General features: G+C 72.6%; 24 protein-coding genes. 22 read left to right on the top strand and 2 right to left on the bottom strand.

The annotated features are described in order from the left end of the window. Positions 1–14 precede the first annotated feature (14 nt). The 4 genes from arfB to coaE all read left to right on the top strand — a co-directional run bounded on the left by arfB (position 15) and on the right by coaE (position 3,688). On the top strand, positions 15–458 hold the full coding sequence (gene arfB / locus FYW95_RS00445) for an alternative ribosome rescue aminoacyl-tRNA hydrolase ArfB (protein WP_159941075.1): 444 nt from the start codon (positions 15–17) through the stop codon (positions 456–458). Between the two features lie 432 nt (positions 459–890). Further along, entirely contained in the window at positions 891–2,381 is a 1,491-nt protein-coding gene (rpsA, locus tag FYW95_RS00440; protein WP_159941073.1) for a 30S ribosomal protein S1, read from the top strand. Between the two features lie 169 nt (positions 2,382–2,550). Then, on the top strand, positions 2,551–3,075 hold the full coding sequence (locus tag FYW95_RS00435; RefSeq protein WP_159941071.1) for a GNAT family N-acetyltransferase: 525 nt from the start codon (positions 2,551–2,553) through the stop codon (positions 3,073–3,075). A gap of 10 nt (positions 3,076–3,085) precedes the next feature. Continuing rightward, on the top strand, positions 3,086–3,688 hold the full coding sequence (gene coaE, locus FYW95_RS00430; RefSeq protein WP_159941069.1) for a dephospho-CoA kinase: 603 nt from the start codon (positions 3,086–3,088) through the stop codon (positions 3,686–3,688). A gap of 61 nt (positions 3,689–3,749) precedes the next feature. Here the strand turns inward: coaE and FYW95_RS00425 are convergent, their stop codons facing one another. Next, positions 3,750–4,883, bottom strand: a complete 1,134-nt coding sequence (locus tag FYW95_RS00425; protein WP_159941067.1) for a hypothetical protein — start codon at positions 4,881–4,883, stop codon at positions 3,750–3,752. A gap of 154 nt (positions 4,884–5,037) precedes the next feature. Here FYW95_RS00425 and uvrB point away from each other — a divergent pair, with 154 nt between their 5' ends. The 4 genes from uvrB (at position 5,038) to FYW95_RS00405 (ending at position 10,115) form a co-directional block, all read left to right on the top strand. Further along, positions 5,038–7,137, top strand: a complete 2,100-nt coding sequence (gene uvrB, locus FYW95_RS00420; protein ID WP_159941065.1) for an excinuclease ABC subunit UvrB — start codon at positions 5,038–5,040, stop codon at positions 7,135–7,137. Positions 7,138–7,316: 179 nt separating this feature from the next. Continuing rightward, a complete protein-coding gene (locus FYW95_RS00415) occupies positions 7,317–7,757 on the top strand; it encodes a DUF3060 domain-containing protein (RefSeq protein ID WP_159941063.1) in 441 nt (146 codons plus the stop codon). 343 nt (positions 7,758–8,100) lie between these two features. Then, positions 8,101–9,096: a GNAT family N-acetyltransferase gene (locus tag FYW95_RS00410; RefSeq protein WP_159941061.1), complete on the top strand. Its 996-nt coding sequence runs from the start codon at positions 8,101–8,103 to the stop codon at positions 9,094–9,096. Between the two features lie 95 nt (positions 9,097–9,191). Beyond that, positions 9,192–10,115 carry a hydroxymethylglutaryl-CoA lyase gene (locus tag FYW95_RS00405; protein ID WP_159941060.1) on the top strand — a complete coding sequence of 308 codons (924 nt, stop codon included), beginning with the start codon at positions 9,192–9,194 and terminating at the stop codon, positions 10,113–10,115. 67 nt (positions 10,116–10,182) lie between these two features. On the opposite strand, the gene FYW95_RS00400 is transcribed toward FYW95_RS00405, so the two are convergent. Continuing rightward, complete coding sequence (locus FYW95_RS00400; protein WP_159941058.1) at positions 10,183–10,338, bottom strand: hypothetical protein; 156 nt, start codon at positions 10,336–10,338, stop codon at positions 10,183–10,185. A 267-nt stretch (positions 10,339–10,605) separates the two neighbouring features. On the opposite strand from FYW95_RS00400, the gene FYW95_RS00395 reads away from it, so the two are divergent. From FYW95_RS00395 to der, 14 genes are all read left to right on the top strand, one after another. Then, a complete protein-coding gene (locus tag FYW95_RS00395) occupies positions 10,606–10,962 on the top strand; it encodes an ArsR/SmtB family transcription factor (RefSeq protein ID WP_159941056.1) in 357 nt (118 codons plus the stop codon). Then, positions 10,962–11,729 (top strand): cation efflux transmembrane domain-containing protein, encoded by a 768-nt coding sequence (locus FYW95_RS00390; RefSeq protein ID WP_159941054.1) that lies wholly within the window; start codon positions 10,962–10,964, stop codon positions 11,727–11,729. The genes FYW95_RS00395 and FYW95_RS00390 overlap by 1 nt, the downstream gene beginning before the upstream one ends. A gap of 307 nt (positions 11,730–12,036) precedes the next feature. Further along, a complete protein-coding gene (locus FYW95_RS00385; RefSeq protein WP_159941052.1) occupies positions 12,037–13,674 on the top strand; it encodes a CTP synthase in 1,638 nt (545 codons plus the stop codon). Positions 13,675–13,719: 45 nt separating this feature from the next. Further along, positions 13,720–14,379 (top strand): NUDIX domain-containing protein, encoded by a 660-nt coding sequence (locus FYW95_RS00380; RefSeq protein WP_159941050.1) that lies wholly within the window; start codon positions 13,720–13,722, stop codon positions 14,377–14,379. Positions 14,380–14,382: 3 nt separating this feature from the next. Next, entirely contained in the window at positions 14,383–15,492 is a 1,110-nt protein-coding gene (locus FYW95_RS00375) for a site-specific tyrosine recombinase XerD (RefSeq protein ID WP_236567636.1), read from the top strand. Positions 15,493–15,768: 276 nt separating this feature from the next. Continuing rightward, positions 15,769–16,725 (top strand): ParA family protein, encoded by a 957-nt coding sequence (locus FYW95_RS00370; RefSeq protein ID WP_159941048.1) that lies wholly within the window; start codon positions 15,769–15,771, stop codon positions 16,723–16,725. Next, positions 16,722–17,108, top strand: coding sequence for a hypothetical protein (locus FYW95_RS00365; protein ID WP_159941046.1), 387 nt, complete (start codon positions 16,722–16,724; stop codon positions 17,106–17,108). Before FYW95_RS00370 ends, FYW95_RS00365 begins: the two co-directional genes overlap by 4 nt. Before the next feature lie 171 nt (positions 17,109–17,279). Then, a complete protein-coding gene (locus FYW95_RS00360) occupies positions 17,280–18,245 on the top strand; it encodes a segregation and condensation protein A (protein ID WP_370462354.1) in 966 nt (321 codons plus the stop codon). Beyond that, positions 18,242–18,889, top strand: coding sequence for an SMC-Scp complex subunit ScpB (gene scpB / locus FYW95_RS00355; RefSeq protein WP_236567635.1), 648 nt, complete (start codon positions 18,242–18,244; stop codon positions 18,887–18,889). Before FYW95_RS00360 ends, scpB begins: the two co-directional genes overlap by 4 nt. Continuing rightward, positions 18,876–20,465, top strand: a complete 1,590-nt coding sequence (locus FYW95_RS00350; protein WP_160049868.1) for a pseudouridine synthase — start codon at positions 18,876–18,878, stop codon at positions 20,463–20,465. The genes scpB and FYW95_RS00350 overlap by 14 nt, the downstream gene beginning before the upstream one ends. Positions 20,466–20,567: 102 nt before the next feature. After that, positions 20,568–20,930, top strand: coding sequence for a chorismate mutase (gene aroH, locus FYW95_RS00345; protein ID WP_159941042.1), 363 nt, complete (start codon positions 20,568–20,570; stop codon positions 20,928–20,930). Between the two features lie 68 nt (positions 20,931–20,998). Continuing rightward, positions 20,999–22,144: a prephenate dehydrogenase gene (locus FYW95_RS00340; RefSeq protein ID WP_159941040.1), complete on the top strand. Its 1,146-nt coding sequence runs from the start codon at positions 20,999–21,001 to the stop codon at positions 22,142–22,144. 96 nt (positions 22,145–22,240) lie between these two features. After that, positions 22,241–22,936, top strand: coding sequence for a (d)CMP kinase (gene cmk, locus FYW95_RS00335; protein WP_159941038.1), 696 nt, complete (start codon positions 22,241–22,243; stop codon positions 22,934–22,936). A gap of 192 nt (positions 22,937–23,128) precedes the next feature. Continuing rightward, positions 23,129–24,568 carry a ribosome biogenesis GTPase Der gene (gene der / locus FYW95_RS00330; protein WP_159941036.1) on the top strand — a complete coding sequence of 480 codons (1,440 nt, stop codon included), beginning with the start codon at positions 23,129–23,131 and terminating at the stop codon, positions 24,566–24,568. The last annotated feature ends 20 nt before the right edge of the window (positions 24,569–24,588 follow it).

Below are 24,588 nucleotides of genomic sequence, written 5' to 3'. Positions count from 1 at the left end.
GGGAGGCGGGAACGGTGGCGGAACACGGCACGACCACGGAGGGGCTGACCGTGGGATCGGTCACCGTCCCCGCCGACGCCCTCACATGGCGCTTCTCCCGGTCCTCCGGGCCCGGCGGCCAGCACGTCAACACCTCCGACACCCGGGTGTCGCTGTCGCTGGACGTGGCTTCCTGCGCCAGCCTGGGCCGTACGCGGCGCGAGCGCGCCCTGGAGCGGCTCCAGGGGCGCCTGGTGGACGGGGTGCTGACGGTGACCGTGCAGACGCACCGCTCCCAGGCGCGCAACCGCGCCGAGGCCCTGGAGCGGATGGCGGCCCTGCTGGCCGAGGCCACGGCGCCGCCGCCGCGTGAGCGGCGCGCCACCCGGCCCACCCGGGCGTCCCGCCAGCGCCGCCTGGACGCCAAGAAACGGCGGGGTGCCGTCAAACGGTCGCGCTCTCGTCCTCCTATGGACTGACCGCAATCCGGTCCTGCAGAATTTTCCCGTGTCTTGGCACCCACCCGCCGACGTGTGCGCGGCGTCCCGGCCCGGACCGCGACATCCGCCCGGACGTGGGCGGACCCCCCAGTTGATCTCAACCGCCATGCTCGGGTAAATTGCCGCCATTGCGACCTACGTCGGGTTGGCGGCCCTGGGTTCCGATTGACCAGGACGCCCTTGTCTCATATTCTGGCCGGAGCGTTGTGGGTTCGTGCGGCGTCCGCTGTCTCCGGTAGGGGGCGGTAGGGGGCACCGCTTCGGTCGGCACTCTGGACCCGGCGGCTGGTGGTCAGGCGGCTTTCGAGCGGCCCAGGCCCCGCTTCTCACCTCTGGACGGCGGATCGACGGGCCCGATCCCGCGGCGTGCCCATCTTCCTGAATCTGTCCGTATCCGGAGTCCACCCACAAATGACGAGCAGCACCGAGGCCACCTCGACACCCCAGGTAGCGGTCAACGACATCGGGTCCGAGGAAGCCTTCCTCGCGGCGATCGACGAGACCATCAAGTACTTCAACGACGGTGACATTGTCGAGGGCACCATCGTGAAGGTCGATCGAGACGAGGTCTTGCTCGACATCGGCTACAAGACCGAGGGTGTGATTCCCTCCCGGGAACTCTCGATCAAGCACGACGTCGACCCCGGCGAGGTCGTCGCCGTCGGCGACCAGGTCGAGGCCCTCGTCCTCCAGAAGGAGGACAAGGAGGGTCGCCTGATCCTGTCCAAGAAGCGCGCCCAGTACGAGCGCGCCTGGGGCACGATCGAGAAGATCAAGGAGGAGGACGGCGTCGTCACCGGCACCGTCATCGAGGTCGTCAAGGGTGGTCTCATCCTGGACATCGGCCTCCGCGGCTTCCTGCCCGCCTCCCTGGTCGAGATGCGCCGCGTCCGCGACCTGCAGCCCTACGTCGGCCGCGAGCTCGAGGCCAAGATCATCGAGCTGGACAAGAACCGCAACAACGTGGTCCTGTCCCGTCGCGCCTGGCTGGAGCAGACCCAGTCCGAGGTCCGCCAGACCTTCCTCAACACCCTGCAGAAGGGCCAGATCCGCAAGGGCGTCGTCTCCTCGATCGTCAACTTCGGCGCGTTCGTGGACCTGGGCGGCGTCGACGGCCTGGTGCACGTCTCCGAGCTGTCCTGGAAGCACATCGACCACCCGAGCGAGGTCGTCGAGGTCGGCCAGGAGGTCACCGTCGAGGTCCTCGACGTGGACATGGAGCGCGAGCGCGTCTCCCTGTCGCTCAAGGCGACGCAGGAGGACCCCTGGCAGCAGTTCGCCCGGACCCACCAGATCGGCCAGGTCGTTCCCGGCAAGGTCACCAAGCTGGTTCCGTTCGGTGCGTTCGTGCGCGTGGAGGAGGGCATCGAGGGCCTGGTCCACATCTCCGAGCTGGCCGAGCGCCACGTCGAGGTGCCCGAGCAGGTCGTCCAGGTCGGCACCGAGATCTTCGTCAAGATCATCGACATCGACCTCGACCGCCGCCGCATCAGCCTCTCGCTGAAGCAGGCCAACGAGAGCGTCTCGCCGGACCAGGTGGACTTCGACCCCACCCTCTACGGCATGGCCGCGGAGTACGACGAGCAGGGCAACTACAAGTACCCCGAGGGCTTCGACCCCGACAGCGGCGAGTGGCTCGAGGGCTTCGAGGCGCAGCGGGACGAGTGGGAGCGCAGCTACGCCGAGGCGCAGGCCCGCTTCGAGGCGCACCGCAAGCAGGTCGAGGAGGCTCGCGCGGCCGAGGCCGACGCCGCCAACGCGCCCGCCCCGGAGGAGGAAGAGGAGTACACCGGCGGTGGCCAGAGCGCCAGCGCGGCGGCCTCCGAGTCCTCCAGCGGCGCCCTGGCCTCGGACGAGGCCCTGGCCGCCCTCCGCGAGAAGCTCGCGGGCGGCGAGGCCTAGCCAGCGGTTCCGCCCGGAACCCCTGACAGCCCCGAAGGGCCGTTCCCTCCTCGGAGGGGGCGGCCCTTCGCCCTTTCCCCCGCCCGGACCGGGATACGGGACCGGGGGCCCCGGGGAGACTAGGGTCGGTGGGGTGCGCCCCGGAGCGCGGGGCACAGGAGGAGGCGACGTGTTCGACATCCACCCGGCCACCCCCGCCGACGCCGGGGAGGTCTTCACCCTGCAGCGGGCCGCGTTCGTCGACGAGGCGCAGGCCTACGGGGACCCCTTCGTCCTGCCGCTCACCGAGAGCCTGGACCGGGTCGAGCGGTTCCTCGGCCGCCCGGACGCGCTGGTGCTCAAGGCCGTGGCCGGACACCGGCTCGTCGGCGCGGTCAGGGGCGCGGTCACCGGAACCACGGGCGTGGTGAGCCGCCTGGCGGTCGTGCCCGACCTGCGCGGCCGGGGGATCGCGCGGGCGCTGTTGGGCCGCGTGGAGGAGGCCCTGCGCGAGCGCGTACCCGCCCTGGCCGCGCTCACCCTGTTCACCGGTGCCCAGAGCGCGCGCGACCAGCGCCTGTACCGGGACCTGGGCTACGCGGAGACGCACCGCGAACGCGTCGCCGATCACCTGGTCATGGTCCACATGCGCAAGGAGCTCGTCCCCGCCGACCGCGACGGGGGCGGCGTTCCCGAACGGGGGGCGACTGTTTAGGGTGAGCGGCATGCTGAAAGTGGGACTCACCGGCGGGATCGGCTCCGGCAAGAGCGCGGTCTCGGCCGAGCTGGCGGCCTACGGCGCCACCGTCATCGACGCAGACGCCCTGGCCCGGGAGGTGGTCGAGCCGGGCACCCCCGGGCTGGCCGCCGTGGTCGCCGAGTTCGGCGAGGGGGTGCTCACCCCCGAGGGGCGGCTGGACCGTTCCCGGCTGGGCGAGATCGTCTTCGCCGACGAGGAGCGCCTGGCCAGGCTCAACGCCATCGTGCACCCTCTGGTGGGGGAGCGCAGCGCGGCACTGATGGAGGAGGCCGTGGCCTCGGGGGCCAAGGTCGTGGTCTACGACGTCCCCCTGCTGGTGGAGAACGGCCTGGGGCCGCTCTACGACGTGGTGGTCGTGGTCGACGCCCCCGACGAGGTGCGGGTGGAGCGGGTGGCCGTGAACCGGGGCATGCCGCGCGAACAGGTGCGGGCCCGTATCCGGGCGCAGGCCGACCGTCCGACCCGACTGGCCGCCGCGGACCTGGTGGTGGACAACTCCGGGACCCTGGAGGAGCTGCGCGAGCGGGTCGCCGAGCTGTGGCGCGAACTCCTCGCGCGCGCCGGGTAGCCCGCCCGGCGGTGGAACACGGCGCGGCCGGGGCGACGCGGCCCCGTGGGGCCGGTCCGCCTCACCGTTTCCGGGTAACCCCGGGCGGGCTCTGGCCGCCGTCGGACCCCCGGCGCAGGGCCTCGGTCAGAGAGGAGCCGGCGTCCACGGCCTTGCGGACCAGCTCCTCGCGCACCGAGTGCGCGGCCTCGACGCTGAGGAGGCTCTCATCGAGCTCCTCGGTGTGCACGGTGTCGCGGGAGGAGGACAGCGCCAGGTCGGCGTAGTCGGCGGCGCGGTCGGCGATCTCCTGGCACTGCTCCCACTCGCGGTGCGCGGTCACCGCCGCGTGCACGCGCTCGCCGTAGCCGGCCAGCACCGCGATCCGCTCCGCCAGCGCCGCGTGGGCGCGCGCCACCGCCTCCTCCTGGGGCTGGAGCGCCCGGGTGACCTGTTCGGAGACGGCCTCGCGCCTGCGCCGTACCAGTTCCTCACGCAGGGAGCGCAGCCGCAGCAGCTCCCGGGCCAGACGCCACTCCTCCTCGCGCAGCAGCGGCAGGGTGTGCCCGGCGTCGAAGGAGGCGCCCAGCACCCGCTGGCCCTCCTCCACCCGGTCGGTGGCCTGCTGGAGCCGGGCGAACAGGTGCGCCTCGGGTTCCTCGCGGCGGGCGGCGTAGCCGTAGCGGCGGCCGAAGTCCTCGGGCAGCACGTAGCGGTCGGCGTTCTCCGCGGCCAGCCGGGAGACCATGCCCGGGCGCATGATGGCCCCGCTGCCGCCCGCGGCGGCGGCCAGGTAGAGCGCGGCTGTGGCGGGGTCGCCGGGCACGAGCGCCTCCAGCGGACCGACGACCGGGCCGAGCAGCAGCCGCGCGCCCAGTACCCCGGCCGCGGCGGCGGGCAGCGCCCAGAAGGCGTGCATCACCAGGTCGGTCCAGTCGTCGGTGAAGGAGTTCCCAAGGGAGACCAGGCCGAGCACGGCCGCGGTGGTGCCGAGGCACAGCAGGAGGAGCAGGAGGACGCCGGCGGTCGGGGAGAGCAGGGCGACGGCGGCCAGGGAGGTGCACCCCGCCGCGGTGAGCGCGGCGCCCTGTCTCCAGGAGGGGCGGCGGGAGCGGCCGGCCGAGGCCGGGCGCAGCTTCTCGGGGTGGGCCCGCAGCCGGGCGACCACACGGGGCGGGAGGGCCGGGTCGAAGGTGGGTCTGGAGGGGTGGGACACGGCTGGCACCTCGCTTCGGGCACAGTGCGCTGAAGTCGATGCTAACTCCGTACCCGGGAGCGGCCGGGGATGTCACAGCCCCTCGGTAGCGTTGGGTGGAAGGGACACGCGGGCGCGGGGGACGGGTCCGCGGTGCGATGGGAGACGAGGCGACGTGCGACCGGTCAGCGACATCAAGCGCAGCGAGGCGCCCTTCGAGGTGGTCTCGGAGATGACCCCGGCGGGGGACCAGCCGCGGGCGATCGAGGAGATCACCCGGCGCGTGCGGGCGGGGGAGCCGCACACGGTCCTGCTCGGCGCCACGGGCACGGGCAAGACGGCGACCGTGGCGTGGACGGTGGAGCGACTGCAGCGGCCCACCCTGGTCATGCAGCCCAACAAGACGCTGGCGGCGCAGTTCGCCAACGAGCTGCGGCAGATGCTGCCGAACAACGCGGTCGAGTACTTCGTCTCGTACTACGACTACTACCAGCCCGAGGCCTACGTCCCGCAGAGCGACACCTACATCGAGAAGGACTCGTCGATCAACGACGAGGTGGAGCGGCTGCGCCACTCGGCGACCAACTCCCTGCTCACCCGTCGGGACACCATCGTGGTCGCGTCGGTCTCGTGCATCTACGGCCTGGGCACGCCCCAGGAGTACGTGGACCGCATGGCGCAGCTGTCGGTGGGCATGGAGGTCGACCGCGACGACCTGCTGCGGCGCCTGGTGGAGATGCAGTACTCGCGCAACGACACCGCGTTCACCCGCGGCACGTTCCGGGTGCGCGGCGACACGATCGAGATCATCCCGGTCTACGAGGAGCTGGCGATCCGCATCGAGATGTTCGGTGACGAGGTCGAGCGCCTGCTCACCCTGCACCCCCTCACGGGCGAGGTGCTGGGCGAGAGCGAGGAGATGTTCATCTTCCCCGCCTCGCACTACGTGGCCGGTGAGGAGCGCACCGAGCGGGCGATCGCCTCGATCGAGGCGGAGCTGGGCGAGCGGCTGGGCGAACTGGAGGCGCGGGGCAGCCTGCTGGAGGCCCAGCGCCTGCGGATGCGCACCACCCACGACCTGGAGATGATGCGCCAGCTGGGCACGTGCTCGGGTATCGAGAACTACTCGCGGCACTTCGACGGCCGCGAGCCGGGCAGCCCGCCCAACACCCTGCTGGACTACTTCCCCGAGGACTTCCTGCTGGTGCTGGACGAGTCGCACGTGACCGTTCCGCAGATCGGCGCGATGTACGAGGGCGACGCCGCGCGCAAGCGCACCCTGGTCGAGCACGGGTTCCGCCTGCCCTCGGCGATGGACAACCGGCCGCTGCGGTGGGAGGAGTTCACCGAGCGGATCGGGCAGACGGTCTACCTGTCGGCGACGCCGGGCCGCTACGAGCTGCGCCAGAGCGGCGGCGACGTGGTCGAGCAGGTGATCCGCCCCACCGGCCTGGTCGACCCCGAGGTGCTGGTCAAGCCGACCGACGGCCAGATCGACGACCTGGTGCACGAGATCCGGGTGCGGGCCGAGCGCCGGGAGCGGGTCCTGGTGACCACCCTCACCAAGAAGATGGCCGAGGACCTCACCGACTACTTCGCCGAGCTGGGCATCCGGGTGCGCTACCTGCACAGCGAGGTGGACACCCTGCGCCGGGTGGAGCTGCTGCGGGAGCTGCGGGTGGGCGAGTTCGACGTCCTGGTGGGCATCAACCTGCTCCGGGAGGGCCTGGACCTGCCCGAGGTGTCGCTGGTGGCGATCCTGGACGCGGACAAGGAGGGCTTCCTGCGCTCGGAGACCTCGCTGATCCAGACGATCGGCCGAGCGGCGCGCAACGTCGCCGGGCAGGTGCACATGTACGCCGACAACGTCACCGACTCGATGCGCGCGGCCATCGACGAGACCAACCGGCGCCGGGACAAGCAGCTGGCCTACAACGCCGAGCACGGGATCGACCCCACGCCGCTGCGCAAGCAGATCGGCGACATCCTGGACTCGCTGCACCGGGAGGACCTGGACACCGAGGAGCTGATGGCCACCGGTTACCGCGGTGCCGGGGCCAAGGGCGGCCGGGCGCCGGTGCCCGCGCTGGGCGAGCGCTCGGCCGAGGTGTCCGCCATGCCCCGTGCGGAACTGGCCGCTCTGATCGAGCAGCTGAGCGAGCAGATGCACCAGGCGGCGGCGGACCTGCGGTTCGAGCTGGCGGCCAGGCTGCGCGACGAGATCGGTGAGCTCAAGCGTGAGCTTCGCGGCATGGACGCGGCCGGGGTGAAGTGACGCAAGCCCCGCGGAGCGGCGCTTCCGGCCGGACGGGGCGGTTTCCGCAGTTCCCCGGGGATCTCGGAAGAGGAACTTCTTGGCAACGATGAGGTCGCGCAGTTACCTTCGCGTGACATAGTCTTGGCTTCGCACAAGCCCTATGTCGCAATTGTCGGTTATCCGGTCGTGGGGGAAACATGAAGGTTCGGCGTCTCGTGGCCGCGGGCGGCGGTCTGCTGCTCGTTTCCCTCCTTCCGGGCTGCGGTCTGGCCTTCGAGGACGTGGAGGAGCCCAGGGGCGCCCCGGGCACCGAGGGCGCCGCGGGCGAGGCCGCCCTCCCCGAGCACAACGTCAGCGACGCGGAGTTCCTGATCGTCGTCGACGACGGCGCCCGGCTCAGCGAGGACTGCGCTGACCGGGAGGTCGTCGTCACCGCCGACGACGCCGTCGTGGTGCTGCACGGAGACTGCGGACTCGTCCGCGCCACCGGCCGCGGGTCCACGGTGGAGGTGGGCTCGGCGGACAAGATCGTGCTGGTGGGCGTGGACAACACCGTCTCCTTCGCCTCCGGCGACCCCGAGGTCATCAACCAGGGGCGCAACACCTTCGTCACCGAGGGCGGCTCCGCCCGCGGGTGATCCGCGGACCCCGGCGGCGCGGGCGGTTCCGTTTCGGGGCATTGACCGCCCCGGCACCCGAGAGTGACCTTGGATCGGTTACCGTGGTGCGGGTCCGCTCGCCGACCGGGTCGAGGCGCGCGGACGCCAAGGTCGGAAGGGCATGGCGACGCGGAGTGAATTCTTGGTTGCAATCGGCTGTTTCGTCCCATGGGTGGCCCAGGAGACGATACGGTCGGTTCGTTCCGCCCGCGGTGCGACCGACCCCGTCAGGGCGGTATGACGGCCAAGGGCGGCGCGCGCGCCGTACGGCACCGGTCCGGGGACGCGCGTTCGACGTGAGGACCCGCTAGGGGAGGGGTGGATGAGCGGTTATGTCGCGCGGGTGCGACATGATGAGTCGCCCGGAGGCGATGTCGGCCTGGACCCGTTGGTGCGGTCGGCCGCCCAGCGTTGGGCCGCCGCGGACCCCCTGCTTCCCGAGCCCGTCGGCTTCGCCCAGGGTTCCTACCCCCTCCTGACCGTCAGCGACGAGGACGGGCGCGAGGTCGCCGCGGGCACGATGCACTACACGTGGTACCAGCCCGGCGAGGTCGGCCGGATCTGGGGCGTGCCCGACCAGCACTGGCTCACCCCCATCGTCGGCGGTCCCGACCCCGGCCGCGCCCTGGACTCCCTCCTGACCAGCTGGCGCGACCAGCTGGAGGAGCTGCCCACCGGTACCGGTTCGGAGTCGGCGGCCCTGGTGAGCTGGCCCGCCCGCGACGTGTGCGGCATCATCCCGCTGCAGCGCCACGGCCTGCAGCCCTACACCGTGCTGGCCGCCCGGCCGCGGCGCCGCGGGGTGCCGCCCTCGCTGCCGCCGCGCGACGTCACGATACGGCTGGCCGACCGCAGCGACCTGACCCAGGTGGTCGGGCTCCTGATGGAGGAGCACCGCTACGAGCAGCACTTCGGCGGGGTGTTCCTGCAGCCGGACACCGCAGAGCAGACCCGCAAGGTCGCCGCGCGGGCGCTCAACCGCTCCCGGTCCTGGATCTGGCTGGCCGAGCGGCGCGGTCGCGCCGTGGGCCTGCTGTGGGTGTCCCCGCCCGAACGCTCCCGCTGGGCCAAGTCACTGGTCAACGCCCGCCCCATCGCGCACATCGGTTACGGCGTGGTGGTCGCCCAGGAGCGCGGCCACGGGATCGGTACCGCGCTGGTGAGCCAGGCGCACCAGGCCCTGGACAGCCACGGCGTGGGTGTCTCGGTGCTCAACTACGCCGAGATGAACCCGCTGTCGGGCCCGTTCTGGCACCGCATGGGCTACCGCCCGGTATGGACGACCTGGGAGGTCCGCCCCGCGCTGGCCCTGCGCTGAGCGCCGGGAGCGGGCCCGCCCCGGTGCGCGCCCGCCGGGGAGTACCTCGCTAGCCTGTGCCCAGGACGCAACGGCGCGTGGGAAGGTGAGGGACGATGGCCGCGAACGACCGTGGGCCCGAGGGCGCGGAGCACGTCGAGATCGTCGAGGTGGGGCCGCGCGACGGCCTGCAGAACGAGGACCGGGTGCTGTCGGCGGAGGACCGTGTCGAGCTGATCGACCGGGCCGTGGCCGCCGGGGTGCGCCGGATCGAGGCGGTCAGCTTCGTCAACCCCAAACGGGTGCCCCAGATGGCCGGGGCCGAGGAGGTCATGGCGGGTGTCACGCGCGCGCCCGGGGTCTCCCACATCGGCCTGGTGCTCAACCGGCGTGGGCTCGATCGGGCCGTGGCCGCGGGGGTGTCGGAGGTCAACGTGGCGGTGCCCGCCACCGACGGCTTCTGCGTCCGCAACCAGGGGTGCACCGTCTCGGAGATGCTGGACGTCCTCGCCGGCATCGACACGGACCTGGCCGGAACGGGCATTCCGCTGAGCGTCACCGTCTCCACGGCCTTCGGCTGCCCCTTCGACGGGGAGGTGGACCCCGCACGGGTGGTGGAGGTGGTCCGCCGCGTCGCGGACACCGGCGCCGTGGAGATCGCCCTGGCCGACACCATCGGCGTCGGCGTGCCCCACCAGGTCACCGAGCTGGTGGCCGGGGTCGCGAAGGTCGCTGACGGGCGCACGCTGCGCTGCCACTTCCACAACACCCGCAACACCGGTTACGCGAACGCGCTCGCGGCGGTGGAGGCGGGGGTGCGGGTGCTCGACTCCAGCCTGGGCGGCTTCGGCGGCTGCCCGTTCGCACCCGCCGCCACCGGCAACATCGCCACTGAGGACCTGCTCTACCTGCTGCACCGCAGCGGCCTGCACACGGGCGTGAGCCTGTCCGGGGCCGCCGCCCTGGGGGAGTGGATGGGTCAGCGCCTGGACAAGCAGCCGCCCGCCTACCTGGGCCGCGCCGGAAATTTCCCGGCCTGAGTGTTCGGAGCCCGGGCGTGGGAGCCCCGAGCTCCGGGGCCCTGGGTGTGCGGGGCCCGGCGGACGGTCAGCCGAGGGCGCCCAGCAGCCGGGCGGCCTCCTCCGCCCGGCCTCCCGGGGCGGGGCGCCTGCCGGGCCTGAGCCCCGTGCGCAGGAGCACGTGCGCCCCCTCCCGTTCGACCCGCAGGTCCAGGAAGGCGCAGCAGCCGCGTTCGGCGGCCACCAGCTCCGTCAGGGCGCCGGCCCGTGCCCGGGGCAGCGTCCAGACCGATCCGTTGCCCCCGGGCCGCCTCTCGGCGCCCCGCAGCAGCTCCCGCCAGGCGGCGGTCCTCGTGCGGTAGGCGTCCTCGTCCAGCGAGCACGCCCCGGCCGCCTCCGTGAGGGGGAGGTGACGGCGTCCGGCTTCATGCCCCCGGTAGGTTCGGTCCGGCGTGGCGCGCTCCTCGGTTCATGATTTCGTGGATTCACGATTTTATGTACCATGGTGGCCATGCTGCAAGTAGCCACCGAGACCGACGCCCTGGCCCGTTTCGGCCGAGCCCTGGCCGACCCGATCCGCTGCCGGGTCCTGCTGGTCCTGCGGGAGGGCCCCGCCCACCCCGCCGAGCTGGCCGAGGAACTCGACATCAGCCGCACCCGGCTGTCCAACCACCTGGCCTGCCTGCGCGACTGCGGGCTGGTCGTCACCGTCCCCGTCGGCCGCCGTGTCCGCTACGAGCTGGCCGACCCCCGCCTGGCACACGCCCTGGACGATCTGCGCTCGGCCGTGCTCGCGGTGGAGACCGACCGCTCCTGCGCCGACACCGGGGCCGACGGCGCCGAGGCGGCGAAGGAGGGCTGCTGCTGATGCGCGTCACCGCGGACTCCGCGCGCAGGTCGGTCCTGACCAGGAGGATCCGCCTGCTGGTCGCGGCCACCATCGCCTACAACCTCGTCGAGGCGGCCGTGGCCCTGACCGCGGGCACCCTGGCCTCCTCCGCCGCGCTGATCGGGTTCGGCCTGGACTCGCTGGTGGAGGTCTCCTCCGCCGCCGCGGTGGCCTGGCAGTTCTCCGCCCGGCAGGAGGACGTGCGCCGGGCGCGTGAGCGCACGGCGATGCGGATCATCGCGATCGCCTTCTTCGCCCTGGCCGCCTACGTGACGGTGGAGGCGGTGCGCACCCTGCTGGGCGCCCAGGAGGCCGAGCCGTCGGTGGTGGGCATCGCCCTGGCCGCGGTGTCGGTGGTGCTCATGCCGGTGCTGTCCCTGGCCCAGCGCCGGACGGGGCGCGAACTCGGATCGGCCACGGCCGTCGCCGACTCCAAGCAGACCCTGCTGTGCTCCTACCTGTCCGCGGCCCTGCTGGTCGGCCTGCTGCTCAACGCCGTGCTCGGCTGGGCCTGGGCCGACCCGGCCGCCGCCCTGGTCATCGCGGTCCTGGCCGTGCGCGAGGGGCGGGAGGCCTGGCGCGGGGACGCCTGCTGCGGGTCCGCTGGGCTGGCCTCGGTCGCCGTCCGCGGCGAGGAGCCGGGCTGCGCCGACGGCTGCTGCTCCGGCGGCGCCGGTGACGGGAGCACCGGCGGCGGGAGCGCTGCCGAGGGGAGCGCCGCCGACGGGGACGCACGCGGCGACTGACCCCGCCGAGGGGAGGGCCCTATGGCGTTGGTCTCTCCCCGGGTCCGCCCCGCCCGGCGCGCGCCGGGCGGGGCGGTGCCGATCCCCGCCGCGAAGGCCCTTCCGGCGCGGCGGGTCGGTGGACGCGGGGTGGCGAGGGGGTGTACGCAGGTGTGCCTCGGTGTGGAGGGACAGGGGGCCTGTTATCCTGGTGCCCCGTGGAGTCCGGCGGCCGGAGCGACGATCAACCGCCCGCAACCGGACCGCCGCACGGCGGCTCCGCCCGATCAGAGCCAGCCGTAGCCACTCAACCCACGGGAGCACCACTTTGGCATCCGCCGCGAGTACCAAGCACCTTTTCGTTACTGGCGGCGTCGCCTCCAGTCTGGGCAAGGGTCTGACCGCCTCCAGCCTGGGACGACTCCTCAAGTCGCGCGGCCTGCGGGTCACCATGCAAAAGCTCGACCCCTACCTCAACGTCGACCCGGGGACGATGAACCCCTTCCAGCACGGCGAGGTGTTCGTCACCGACGACGGTGCCGAGACCGACCTGGACGTGGGCCACTACGAGCGCTTCCTGGACACCGAGCTGTCAGCCACGGCCAACGTCACCACGGGCCAGATCTACTCCAGCGTCATCGCCAAGGAGCGCCAGGGCGCCTACCTCGGTGACACCGTGCAGGTCATCCCGCACATCACCAACGAGATCAAGGCGCGCATCTACGCGATGGACGCCCCCGACGTCGACATCGTCATCACCGAGATCGGCGGCACGGTCGGCGACATCGAGTCGCAGCCCTTCCTGGAGGCGGTCCGCCAGATCCGGCACGAGATCGGCCGGGACAACTGCTTCTTCCTGCACGTGTCCCTCATCCCCTTCCTCGGCCCGTCCGGGGAGATGAAGACCAAGCCGACCCAGCACTCGGTCGCCGCCCTGCGCAGCATCGGCATTCAGCCCGACGCCATCGTGTGCCGCTCGGACCGGCCCATCACCCAGAGCCTGAAGGCCAAGATCAGCCTCATGTGCGACGTGGAGGAGGCCGGCGTGGTCTCCACCCCCGACGCCCCCTCCATCTACGACATCCCCAAGGTCCTGCACCGCGAGGGCCTGGACGCCTACGTCGTCCGCCGCCTGGGCATGCCCTTCCGCGACGTGGACTGGACCGAGTGGGACGAGCTGCTGCGCCGCGTGCACCAGCCCGACCACGAGGTCACCATCGCCCTGGTCGGCAAGTACATCGACCTGCCCGACGCCTACCTGTCGGTCAGCGAGGCGCTGCGCGCGGGCGGGTTCGCGGTGGACACCCGGGTCAACATCCGCTGGGTGGCCAGCGACAACTGCGCCAGCCCCTCCGGGGCGGCCGCCGAGCTCGACGGCGCGGACGGCATCCTCATCCCCGGCGGCTTCGGCGTGCGCGGCATCGAGGGCAAGATCGGGGCCATCCGCTACGCCCGCGAGAACCGGATCCCGCTGCTGGGCATCTGCCTGGGCCTGCAGGCCGTGGTGATCGAGTACGCCCGCGACGTCCTGGGCCTGGCGGGCGCCAACAGCACCGAGTTCGACGACAAGGCCGCGGACCCGGTCATCGCCACCATGGCCGACCAGACCGACGTCGTCGCCGGTGAGCGCGACATGGGCGGCACCATGCGGCTGGGCATGTACCCGGCCGCGCTGACCGAGGGCAGCGTGGTGCGCGAGCTCTACGGCGCCGCCGAGGCCTCCGAGCGCCACCGGCACCGCTTCGAGGTCAACAACGCCTACCGTTCCCAGCTGGAGGAGGCCGGCCTGTTGTTCTCCGGGCTCTCCCCGGATGGCAAGCTGGTGGAGTACGTCGAACTGCCCCGGGACGCCCACCCGTTCTTCGTGGCGACGCAGGCGCACCCGGAGCTGCGTTCCCGTCCGACCAAGGCCAACCCGCTCTTCCGCGGGCTGGTCTCGGCGGCCCTGGAGTACCACAACTCCTGACGGAGGCCGGGCCGGGCGGGGTACGAGTCCTGAAAGGCGGGATCCATGCCCAGTGACCCCCACCCGGCCCAGACCGCGGGGACGGACGCCAAGATCGCCGACGTCCCCGAATCGTGGCCGGTGGAACGGTCGACCGAGCGCTTCCGCGGTGTCAAGTGCGGCATGCGCACGGATTGGGTGCGTATGCCCGGGGCGGACGGGGAGAGCACCGTGGCCGCCCGCGACTACATGGACCACCCCGGAGCCGCGGCGGCCCTGGCCCTGGACGAGGGCGGCCGGGTGCTCCTGCAGCGCCAGTACCGGCACGCCACCCGGCACGCCATGTGGGAGCTGCCCGCCGGGATGATCGACGTGGCGGGCGAGGGCCCCCTGCCCACCGCCCAGCGCGAACTGCTGGAGGAGGCGGGCCTGCGCGCGCGGCTCTGGCACGAGCTGGCCGACTTCTTCCCCTCGCCGGGCTTCTCCAACGAGCGCATCCACGTGTACCTGGCCCGGGACCTGACGGTGGTGCCCGAGGCGGAGATCGACTTCGTGCGCGAGCACGAGGAGTTCGGGCTGGTCGCCGAGTGGATCCCCCTGGGGCAGGCGGTCGGACTGGCCATGTCGGGCGCGCTGCACAACGGCGCGACGCTGATCGGCTTGCTGGCGGCCCAGGCCGCGGCGGCGGACGGTTTCGCGTCGCTGCGCGAGCCCGGCGCCGCCTGACCCGTGGCCGGGCGAACGGGGGACCCGGTGGGCGGGACCGGGGCGGCCGACGGCGAGGCGGAGTCGGGGCCGCTGGCCCGGCTGTGCTCCGCCTACCTGGACCACCTCAGCGCCGAACGGGCCCTGGCCGACAACACCCTCGCTGCCTACCGGCGCGACCTGCGCCGCTACCGCGCCCACCTGGCCGACCGAGGCGTGCGCGACCCCGGGGGCGTGGGGCCGGGCCACGTGGGCGACTTCCTGCGGGCCCTGCGCGAGGGGGACGGGCACCACCCGCCGCTCGGCGCCGCCTCGGCCGGGCGGGCCCTGGCCGCCGTGCGCGGCCTGCATCGCTTCGCCGTGCGCGAGGGGTGGGCCCCCGTGGACCCCGCCGCCGACATCTCCCCGCCCGCGACGCCGATGCGCCTGCCCAAGGCGCTGCCCCTGGCGTCGGTGGAGCGCCTCCTGGAGGCCGCCGGACCGGTCGGGGCTCCGGCCTCGGGTGAGCGCTCCGCGCTGCTGGCCCTGCGCGACCGCGCCCTGTTGGAGATGCTCTACGGGACGGGCGCGCGCATCTCGGAGGCCGTGGGGCTGGACGTGGACGACGTCATCGACGCCGTGGGCGCCGGGAGCGGCGGAGGCGGTGGGACGGGGGGCAACAGCGGAGGGGGCGACGGGAGCCGCGGGGCGGGCGCGGTCGGCCCGGAGGCCGGCCGGGACCCCGTGGGCCTGGTGCGGTTCCGGGGCAAGGGCGGCAAGGAGCGGCTGGTGCCGCTGGGCTCCTACGCGCGCCGGGCGCTGGAGGGCTACCTGGTGAGAGCCCGCCCGACCCTGGCCTCCTCCGGACGGGGCGGACCGGCGCTGTTCCTCAACGCCCGCGGCGGCAGGCTCACCCGCCAGGGCGGCTGGAGCGCCCTGGCCGCCGTCGCCGAGCGGGCCGGGGTGGAGGACGTGTCACCGCACACGCTGCGGCACTCCTTCGCCACCCACCTCCTCGACGGCGGCGCCGACATCCGCGTCGTACAGGAACTCCTGGGACACAGTTCGGTCACCACCACGCAGATCTACACCCTGGTGACGGTGGAGCGCCTGCGCGAGGTCTACGCGTCGAGTCATCCCAGGGCACGGCGTTGAGGCGGCCGGGAGCGGCCGGAGCGGAGGGGACGCGCCGGCGGAACGGATCGGTCGCGCGGGCGAAGCGGACAACCGGGTCGACGGTTTTCGATTTCCCCCAGCGGCGAAGGCGTGGGATTCTACGCGTACGTTTCATTGAAGTGCGACGTGTCGGCGTTCTAGAGTCGCCGCACGGAGGTACGTTGCTGTCGACATATTGAGTTTCCGACGGCGGCCAGGCCCAAGAGCACGGTATCCCTTGGAGCCGTGGCCGGTCCGTAGGGGAGGTCAAGGGTTGTGAACTGGGAACATGGCGAGGATGCGAGTAACGCACCCGTCGGCGAGGGGGAACTCGTCGGCCCGGTGACCAACCCGTGGGGGACGACACGCAACACGGGGGTTGATCTGCACACCTCAAGACCTGAGCGAACGTATCCGGAACCGGAACCCGTCGACGAACACGGCCCGGCACGGATTGTAGCACTCTGTAACCAGAAGGGTGGGGTCGGTAAGACCACCACCACGATCAACCTCGGTGCCGCGATCGCCGAGTACGGAAGACGGGTGCTCCTGGTCGACTTCGACCCGCAGGGAGCTCTCTCCGTCGGCCTGGGCCGCCTCGATCCGCGCGAGCTGGACCTGACCGTCTACAACCTGCTCATGCAGCGGGACGTGACGGTCGAGGACGTCCTGCTCAAGACCGACATCGACGGCCTGGACCTGATTCCGAGCAATATCGACCTGTCGGCCGCCGAGGTGCAGCTGGTCGGCGAGGTGGCGCGCGAGCAGATGCTCGGCCGCGCGCTGCGCCCGGTCATCGACGACTACGACGTCGTGCTGATCGACTGCCAGCCCTCGCTGGGCCTGCTCACCGTCAACGCGCTCACCGCCGCCGACGGCGTCATCGTGCCGCTGGAGTGCGAGTTCTTCGCGCTGCGCGGTGTGGCCCTGCTCATGGACACCATCCAGAAGGTCCAGGAACGGCTCAACGAGCGCCTGGTCATCGACGGTTTCCTGGGCACCATGTACGACCCGCGCACGCTCCACGCGCGTGAGGTCCTGTCCACGATCATCGACGGATTCGGGGACAAGGTCTACGGCACGGTCATCAACCGGACCGTGCGCTTCCCGGACGCCACCGTGGCGGGTGAGCCCATCACCAGGTTCGACTCGTCCTCGGCCGGGGCCAACGCCTATCGGGACCTGGCCAAGGAGGTGCTGGCGAGGTGGCCTCTCAGCGGTCACGGCGCGTGACCCTACCCGGGGCGGACGAGTTGTTCTTCCGTCCCAGCGGTGCCGAGGAGGCGCCGGAAGAGACCGAACGCCAGTACACGGCACCGGAGCAGGGCAGGAAGACCGAGACGTCGGCGCGCTCCAAGGGCAAGGGCGCGTCCGGCACGAAGGTGCGGCAGGCGCCCAAGCCGAGCGGGCGCCAGCGCCACGACGAGAAGATCACCGTCTACATCTCCGGGCCCGAACTGCTGGCCCTGGAACAGACCCGGCTGTCGCTGCGTGCCGAGCACGGGCTGGCCGCGGACCGGGGCCGCCTCGTCCGTGAGGCCGTCGCGGTCCTGCTGGCCGACTTCGAGGAGCACGGCTCGTCCAGCATGCTGGTGCGCAGGCTGCGCGAGGAGTGAGCGATCGCACCGGTGCCGGAGGGGGCACCGGTTCGGCGGAGGGGGCGCGGGTGTCACCGGCGGGTTCGGTCCGGTGACACCCTTGTCGTATGAGCGAGACGACGTGGGGCCGGTGCCATGGCGGTTGAACGGAGCCCGGCCGGACGGAGCACGGCGAGGGGCGGAGCCGCGGTGGGGTCCGGTGCGCGGAGCGGGACCGGGGCGGGCGCCGCGACCGGTACGGAGGCGGGAAGCGCCGCGGAGCCGGAGGGTGTCCCGGAGGCGGAGAACGGCGCGGAGGCGGGGAGCGGCGCCTTCCAGGTGCACCTGGACAACTTCGAGGGCCCCTTCGACCTGCTGCTCGGACTGATCGCCAAGCACAAGCTCGACATCACCGAGGTGTCCCTGTCCAAGGTCACCGATGAGTTCATCGCGCACATCCGGGCCCACGGTGACGGCTGGGACCTGGACCAGGCCAGCAGCTTCCTGCTGGTCGCGGCGACGCTGCTGGACCTGAAGGCGGCCCGGCTGCTGCCGCGCGGCGACGTGGAGGACGAGGCCGACCTGGCGCTGCTGGAGGCCCGAGACCTGCTGTTCGCCCGGCTGCTGCAGTACCGGGCCTACAAGGAGGTGGCCGCGGTCATGCGCGACCGGCTGGCCTCACAGGGGCGCCGCTACGCGCGCGCCGTTCCGCTGGAGGAGCGGTTCGCCGGACTCCGGCCGGAGGTGCTGTTCAAGCTGGGGCCCCAGGAGTTCGCCGCGCTGGCCGGGCTGGTGTTCACGCCCAAGGAACCGCCGAGCGTCCCGGTCACCCACATCCACCAGGCCAAGACCTCGGTCCGGGAGCAGGGCGAGCTGATGGTCGCGGAGCTGCGCGAGCACGGTCAGCTGACCTTCGCCCAGCTCACGGCGGCCTGCACCGGTACCTTCGAGGTGATCGCCCGCTTCCTGGCCCTGCTGGAGCTGTACCGGGCCGCCAACGTGGGTTTCGAGCAGCCCGAGCCGCTCGGTGAGTTGCTCGTCACCTGGACCGGCGGGGAGGGCGAGGTCGAGCTGGAGAGCGAGTACGACGAGTCCGAGGCCGCCGGAGAGGGTGGTGGGACCGGAGACGTGGACTCGGACGGGACCGGGGACGACGAGGGGGAGGACAGCCGATGACCGCTGAGGACACCACCGCCGGGAGCACGCTCGGGAAGGAGCCCGAGGGGCCGCTCGGGGAGGAGGCGCGGGGAGGGACCGACGGGGCCGGGGTCCCGCCGACGCTGCGCCGCGACCTGGAGGCGGTGCTGATGGTGGTGGACCAGCCGGTGTCGGAGTACGACCTGGCCCGGGCCCTGGACGTACCGGTCGCCGTGGTCTCGCGGACCCTGGAGTCCCTGTCCCGGGAATACACCGAGCAGGGCCGGGGTTTCGACCTTCGGGCGGTGGCCGAGGGGTGGCGTGTGTACACGCGACCCGAATGCGCCGACGTCGTCGAGCACTTCCTCAAGGAGGGGCAGGAGGTGCGGCTCACCCAGGCCGCGCTGGAGACGATGGCGGTGGTGGCCTACCGGCAGCCGGTCTCCCGGGGCAGGGTCTCGGCCGTACGCGGTGTCAACTGCGACGGGGTTATGCGTACCCTCGTACTGAGGGGCCTGATCGAGGAGGCCGGACACGATCCCGAGTCCGGTGCCCTGCTGTATCGGACCACCTCCTATTTCCTGGAACGGCTCGGCCTGCGAGGCCTCGACGAGTTGCCCGATCTGGCGCCGTTCCTCCCCGACGACATCGAAGGTCTAGACGACACCGGTGAGCACACCTAACAGCAGTTCCCGCGGTGCGCGGGACGACGCCCCGCGCGGTGAGCGCGGCGACTACGACAACCGCGGCGGCTCGGACCGCCGCGACAGCAGGAACCGGGGGGACGACCGTTCCCGCGGCGACCGCCGCTCCTTCGGCGGCGGCGGACGCGACGACCGTTCCCGCGGCGGCTTCCGGGGTGACCGGGACTCGCGCGGCTTCCGCGACCGCGACGACCGCGGCCCAGGGGGCCGTTCCTACGGCCGTGATGACCGCGGCGGGCGTGACTTCCGGTCCGGTCGTGATGACCGCGCTGGGCGTGGTTCCGGTGGCGGTCGCGACTTCCGTGACCGTGATGACCGTCGTTCGTTCGGCGGTGGGCGTGATGACCGTGACCGTGGTGGTTTCCGGGGTGACCGGGACGGCCGTGGTGCGGGTGAGCGTTCCTACGGCCGTGGTCCGGGTGGCGGTCGTGACGACCGTGGCCCCGGTGGTCGTTCGTTCGGTCGTGATGACCGCGCTGGACGTGGTTCCGGTGGCGGGCGCGACTTCCGTGACCGTGATGACCGTCGTTCGTTCGGCGGTGACCGGGACGGGCGCGGCGCGGGCCGCCGCGATGACCGCGGCGGACGTGACTTCCGCTCCGGTCGTGACGACCGCGGCAACGGCGGGCGCTCCCACGGTCGGGGTGACCGCGACGACCGCCGTTCCTCCGGGGGCGGTCGGCGCGGCGGTGCCCCCGCGGGCGGCCACCCGAGCGAGAACCAGCTCTCCAAGGCGGCCCGCGAGCGGCTCAACGCCCTGCGCGCCGACTACGACCCCAGGGACGAGGACCGCGACGGCGACGAGGGGCGCGACACCTACACCGACGTCGAGGGCGGCATCCGCCTGCAGAAGGCGCTCGCCGCGGCCGGTGTCGCCAGCCGCAGGGCCAGCGAGGAGATGATCGCCGCCGGACGCGTCAGCGTGGACGGCCAGGTCGTGCGCCGGTTCGGCGCCCGGGTCAACCCGGAGACCTCCGAGATCCGCGTCGACGGCATGCGCGTGGTCACCGCCCCGGACAAGCTGTACTTCGCGCTCAACAAGCCGCGCGGCGTGGTCAGCACCATGTGGGACCCCGAGGGGCGCCCCACCCTGGCCGACTACACCGGCCAGACCGAGGAGCGGATCTTCCACGTGGGCAGGCTGGACACCGAGACCGAGGGTCTGATCCTGCTGACCAACGACGGCGAGCTGGCCAACCGGCTCACCCATCCGCGGTACAAGGTCGTCAAGACCTACATCGCCAAGGTGCCCGGCCCGGTGCCGCACCGGGTCGTGCGCGAGATCGAGAAGGGCGTGGAGCTGGAGGACGGCCCGGTCGAGGTCGACTCCTTCCGCGTGGTCGAGAACGAGCCGCCCAAGGCGCTCGTCGAGATCCGGCTGCACGAGGGCCGCAAGCACATCGTGCGCCGCCTGATGGAGGCCGTCGGCCACCCGGTCGCTGACCTCGCCCGGACCCAGGTCGGCCCGATCGACCTCAACACCCTCAAACTGGGCACGATGCGGGCGCTGACCTCGCGTGAGGTGAGCGAGCTCTACGAGGCCGCTGGCCTGTAGATACAGTTGACGGCGGTCGTCGTCCCGGCGAAGCCCGGGAGGCGGCCGCCGTTCCCCTTTCCGGGAACGGCCCGGTGAGACGAGGACAAGGCGGGATCCAACGTGGCGGTACGGGCCATCCGTGGTGCGGTGCAGGTCGACGCGGACGAACGTGAGCAGGTGCTGGAGGCCACGGCGGAGCTGGTCACGGAGGTCATGCGGCGCAACGCGCTGGAGACCGACGACGTGATCAGCGTGCTGTTCACCGCCACCCCGGACCTGACCAGTGAGTTTCCGGCGCTGGCGGCGCGCAAGGTCGGCTTCACCGACGTGCCGCTCATGTGCGCGACAGAGATCGCCGTTCCGCACGCCCTGCCGCGCGTGGTCCGGCTCATGGCGCACGTGGAGACGGACCGGCCGCGTTCGGAGCTGCAGCACGTCTACCTGCGCGGGGCCCAGGCCCTGCGGCTGGACATCGCCCAGTAGCCGTCCGACCGGCCCCCGGGCGGGCGGCTAGGCTTGGGGGATCGGTACACGTCGGAGGCGGGAGAGCAGTGGGTAACACCAGAGGGGGAGAGCACCGGCCCGCGGTGCGTCGGGTCACGGTGGTCGGGACCGGGCTCATCGGGACCTCGGTGGCGCTCGCCCTGCGCTCCCGCGACGTCGACGTCACCCTCTCCGACCCCGACGGCGCCTCACTGCGCCTGGCCTGCGATCTGGGTGCGGGACGTCCCCTGGAGGAGTCCGCGGACCCTTCGGAGGTGCCCGCCGACGTCGCGGTCATCGCCGCGCCGCCCGCCGTCATCCCCTCCGCACTGCGCCGCGCGCAGGACCGGGGGCTGGCGCACGTGTACACCGACGTGGCCAGTGTGAAGGCGAGCGTGCTGGCTGAGGCCGAGCGCCTGGGCTGCGACATGGCCACGTTCGTGCCCGGGCACCCGATGGGCGGCCGGGAGAAGCACGGGCCCGGCGCCGCCCGCGCCGACCTGTTCCTCGGGCGTTCCTGGGCGCTGTGCCCCACCGACAAGGCCGACGCTCAGGCCGTCGCCATGGTCGTGGAGATCGCCCGCATGTGCGGCGCGGACCCCGTGGTGCTGGACGCGCGTGCGCACGACCGCGCGGTGGCGCTGGTCTCGCACGCGCCCCACGTGGCCTCCTCCGCGGTGGCGGCCCGGCTGGTCGCGGGCGACGGTACCGCGCTGGGCCTGGCCGGACAGGGCGTGCGCGACGTCACCCGCGTGGCGGGCGGAGACCCCGCCATGTGGACCGAGATCCTCACGCACAACGCCGCCCCGGTGGCCGAGGTCCTGCACGCGATGGCCGTCGACCTGGCGGCGACCGCCGACGTCCTGCGCGCGCTGGCGGCCCGGGCGCCCGACGTTCGGGCGGAGGAGCTGGAGCCGGTGCGCGACCTGCTGGAGCGCGGGCGCTCCGGCCACGGCCGCATCCCCGGCAAGCACGGCACGGTGCGCAGGCCCGAGTACACGGTGATCCCCGTGGTCATCCCGGACGAGCCCGGCGCACTGGGCCGCCTCTTCGCCGCCGCGGCCGAGGCGGGGGTCAACATCGAGGACGTCCGCATCGAGCACACCCCGGGGCTTCCGCTGGGTGTGGCCCAGCTCCACGTCCTGCCCGCCGCCGTGGACACGCTCTCGGAGGCGCTGGACGCCCGGGGCTGGTCGGTCCACCCGGGACTGTGAGACCGGCGGCGGTCCTGGTCCGCGGGCGTACCGCGTGCCCGCGGACGGGTAGGGTTGGGCGTCGGCAACAGCGCAAGTACACGGGAGTCAACGGCAGTGAGCGCGCAGGACAGCACCGAGGGCATCGTCATCGCGATCGACGGTCCCTCCGGCTCGGGCAAGTCGAGCACCTCCAGGGGTGTGGCCAGGGCGTGTGAGCTGCGTTACCTCGACACCGGCGCCATGTACCGGGCGCTGACCTGGTGGATGCTGGACCACGGCGTCGACGTCGAGGACGCCGAGGCGGTGGCCGCCCTCGTCGAGCGCCCCGAGATCGTCATGGGCACCGACCCCAGCGCGCCCACGGTGACGGTCGACGGCCGCGACGTGGCCGCCGAGATCCGGGGCAGGGACGTGACCGCCAACGTCAGCGCGGTCTCGGCCGTGCCCGCGGCGCGCGAGCGCCTGGTGCGCACCCAGCGGGAGATCATCGCCGCCGCCCGGGAGCAGGGTCCGGGCATCGTGGTCGAGGGGCGCGACATCACCACGGTCGTCGCCCCCGACGCCCCGGTGAAGCTGTTCCTGACCGCCAGCGCCGAGGCCCGCGCGCAGCGGCGCAGCAGGGAGGTCCGCACCAGCGACGTCGCGGCCACCCAGGCCGACCTGGTCCGCCGCGACCGGCTGGACTCCAGCCGGGTGCACTCGCCGCTGCGGCAGACCGCCGACGCCACCGAGCTCGACACCACCGGGCTGACCCTCGACGAGGTGATCGCCCTGGTGGTCAAGCTGGCCGACGAGGCCCGCGCCCGCTGACGCCGGACCACCGCCCCTCCGGGGGAACATACCGACCTCCGCGGGGGTTCCTCCCCGTGGCCACCAGTACGCGGGTGCCGTCGGCGCCCGCGTCCGACCCGCACGGCCCCGGACCCTCGGGGCCGGGTCGACCTTTCGCGTCCCCGCGGCACGCATCCTGGGCGCGCGGGGGCCAAGAACCGGGAGCAGTACATGAGTGACTTCGACATCTCCGACGTCGGTCCCGAGGGCACCGACGCCGCCGAACCCGCGACCCTGCCCGTGGTGGCCGTGGTCGGCCGCCCCAACGTGGGCAAGTCCAGCCTGGTCAACCGCATCATCGGCCGTCGTGAGGCCGTGGTGGAGGACGTTCCGGGCGTGACCCGCGACCGGGTCGCCTACGACGCCGAGTGGCAGAACACCAGGTTCACCCTGGTGGACACCGGCGGCTGGGAGACCAGCGTCAGCGGGCTGGCCGCCATGGTGGCCCGGCAGGCCGAGTACGCCGCGCAGACCGCCGACGTCATCCTGTTCGTGGTCGACGCCACGGTCGGCGTGACCGACGCCGACGCCGCCGTCACCCGCGTGCTGCGCTCGACCAAGCGCCCCGTCGTGCTGGCCGCCAACAAGGTCGACGGCAGCATGCAGGAGGCCGACGCGCTCGACCTGTGGCAGCTGGGCGTGGGCGAGCCGTACCCGATCAGCGCCCTGCACGGCCGCGGCACCGGCGACCTGCTGGACGCGCTCGTCGCCGAGTTCCCCGAGCAGCCGCGGGGCGAGGAGGAGGACGAGGGCGAGGACGGGCCGCCCCGGATCGCGCTGCTGGGCCGCCCCAACGTGGGCAAGTCCAGCCTTCTCAACCGGCTGGCCGGTGAGGACCGGGTGGTCGTGGACTCGGTGGCGGGCACGACCCGTGACGCGGTGGACGAGCTCATCGAGCTGGGCGGCAAGACCTGGAAGTTCATCGACACCGCCGGCATCCGCCGCCGGTTCCGCGCCCTGCAGGGCGCGGACTACTACGCCACGATGCGCACCGGCACCGCGCTGGAGCGGGCCGAGGTCGCCGTGGTCCTGATGGACGTCAGCGAGCCCCTCGCCGAGCAGGACATCCGGGTGGTCGAGCAGGTGGTGGAGGCCGGTCGCGGCCTGGTCCTGGCCTTCAACAAGTGGGACATCCTGGACGAGGAGCGCCGGATCTACCTGGAGAAGGAGATCGACCGGCAGCTGGCGCGGGTCTCCTGGGCTCCCCGCGTGAACGTCTCGGCCAAGACCGGGCGCCACATGGAGCGGCTGGTCCCGGCGATCGAGACCAGCCTCCAGGGGTGGAACCAGCGCATCCCGACCGGCCAGCTCAACAACTGGCTCAAGGAGCTGGTGGCGGCCACCCCTCCGCCGGTGCGCGGCGGCAAGCAGCCCAAGATCCTGTTCGCGACTCAGGCGGGTACCCGTCCGCCGCACTTCATCCTGTTCACCACCGGGTTCCTGGAGGACAACTACCGCCGCTTCGTCGAGCGGCGCCTGCGGGAGGACTTCGGTTTCGAGGGCTCACCGGTGCACATCAGCATGCGCATCCGTGAGAAGAAGGGCGCCGGGGCCCCGGGCCGCGCCTCCAAGGGCAGCGTGCGCCCGGACCGCAAGCAGCGCCGCCGCTAGGCACGGCTGCTCGCCGGGTT

This window comes from Nocardiopsis sp. FR4 (genome assembly GCF_009830945.1).
Taxonomy (GTDB): Bacteria; Actinomycetota; Actinomycetes; order Streptosporangiales; family Streptosporangiaceae; genus Nocardiopsis.
Note: the sequence above shows the minus strand (reverse complement) of the source record. Positions and strands in the feature narration are given on the sequence as shown.

Coding starts and splice junctions, on each gene's coding strand:
- rpsA (WP_159941073.1), top strand. CDS start 891: ATGACGAGCAGCACCGAGGCCACCTCGACACCCCAGGTAGCGGTCAAC.
- coaE (WP_159941069.1), top strand. CDS start 3,086: ATGCTGAAAGTGGGACTCACCGGCGGGATCGGCTCCGGCAAGAGCGCG.
- FYW95_RS00415 (WP_159941063.1), top strand. CDS start 7,317: ATGAAGGTTCGGCGTCTCGTGGCCGCGGGCGGCGGTCTGCTGCTCGTT.
- FYW95_RS00410 (WP_159941061.1), top strand. CDS start 8,101: ATGAGCGGTTATGTCGCGCGGGTGCGACATGATGAGTCGCCCGGAGGC.
- FYW95_RS00405 (WP_159941060.1), top strand. CDS start 9,192: ATGGCCGCGAACGACCGTGGGCCCGAGGGCGCGGAGCACGTCGAGATC.
- FYW95_RS00395 (WP_159941056.1), top strand. CDS start 10,606: ATGCTGCAAGTAGCCACCGAGACCGACGCCCTGGCCCGTTTCGGCCGA.
- FYW95_RS00390 (WP_159941054.1), top strand. CDS start 10,962: ATGCGCGTCACCGCGGACTCCGCGCGCAGGTCGGTCCTGACCAGGAGG.
- FYW95_RS00380 (WP_159941050.1), top strand. CDS start 13,720: ATGCCCAGTGACCCCCACCCGGCCCAGACCGCGGGGACGGACGCCAAG.
- scpB (WP_236567635.1), top strand. CDS start 18,242: ATGACCGCTGAGGACACCACCGCCGGGAGCACGCTCGGGAAGGAGCCC.
- der (WP_159941036.1), top strand. CDS start 23,129: ATGAGTGACTTCGACATCTCCGACGTCGGTCCCGAGGGCACCGACGCC.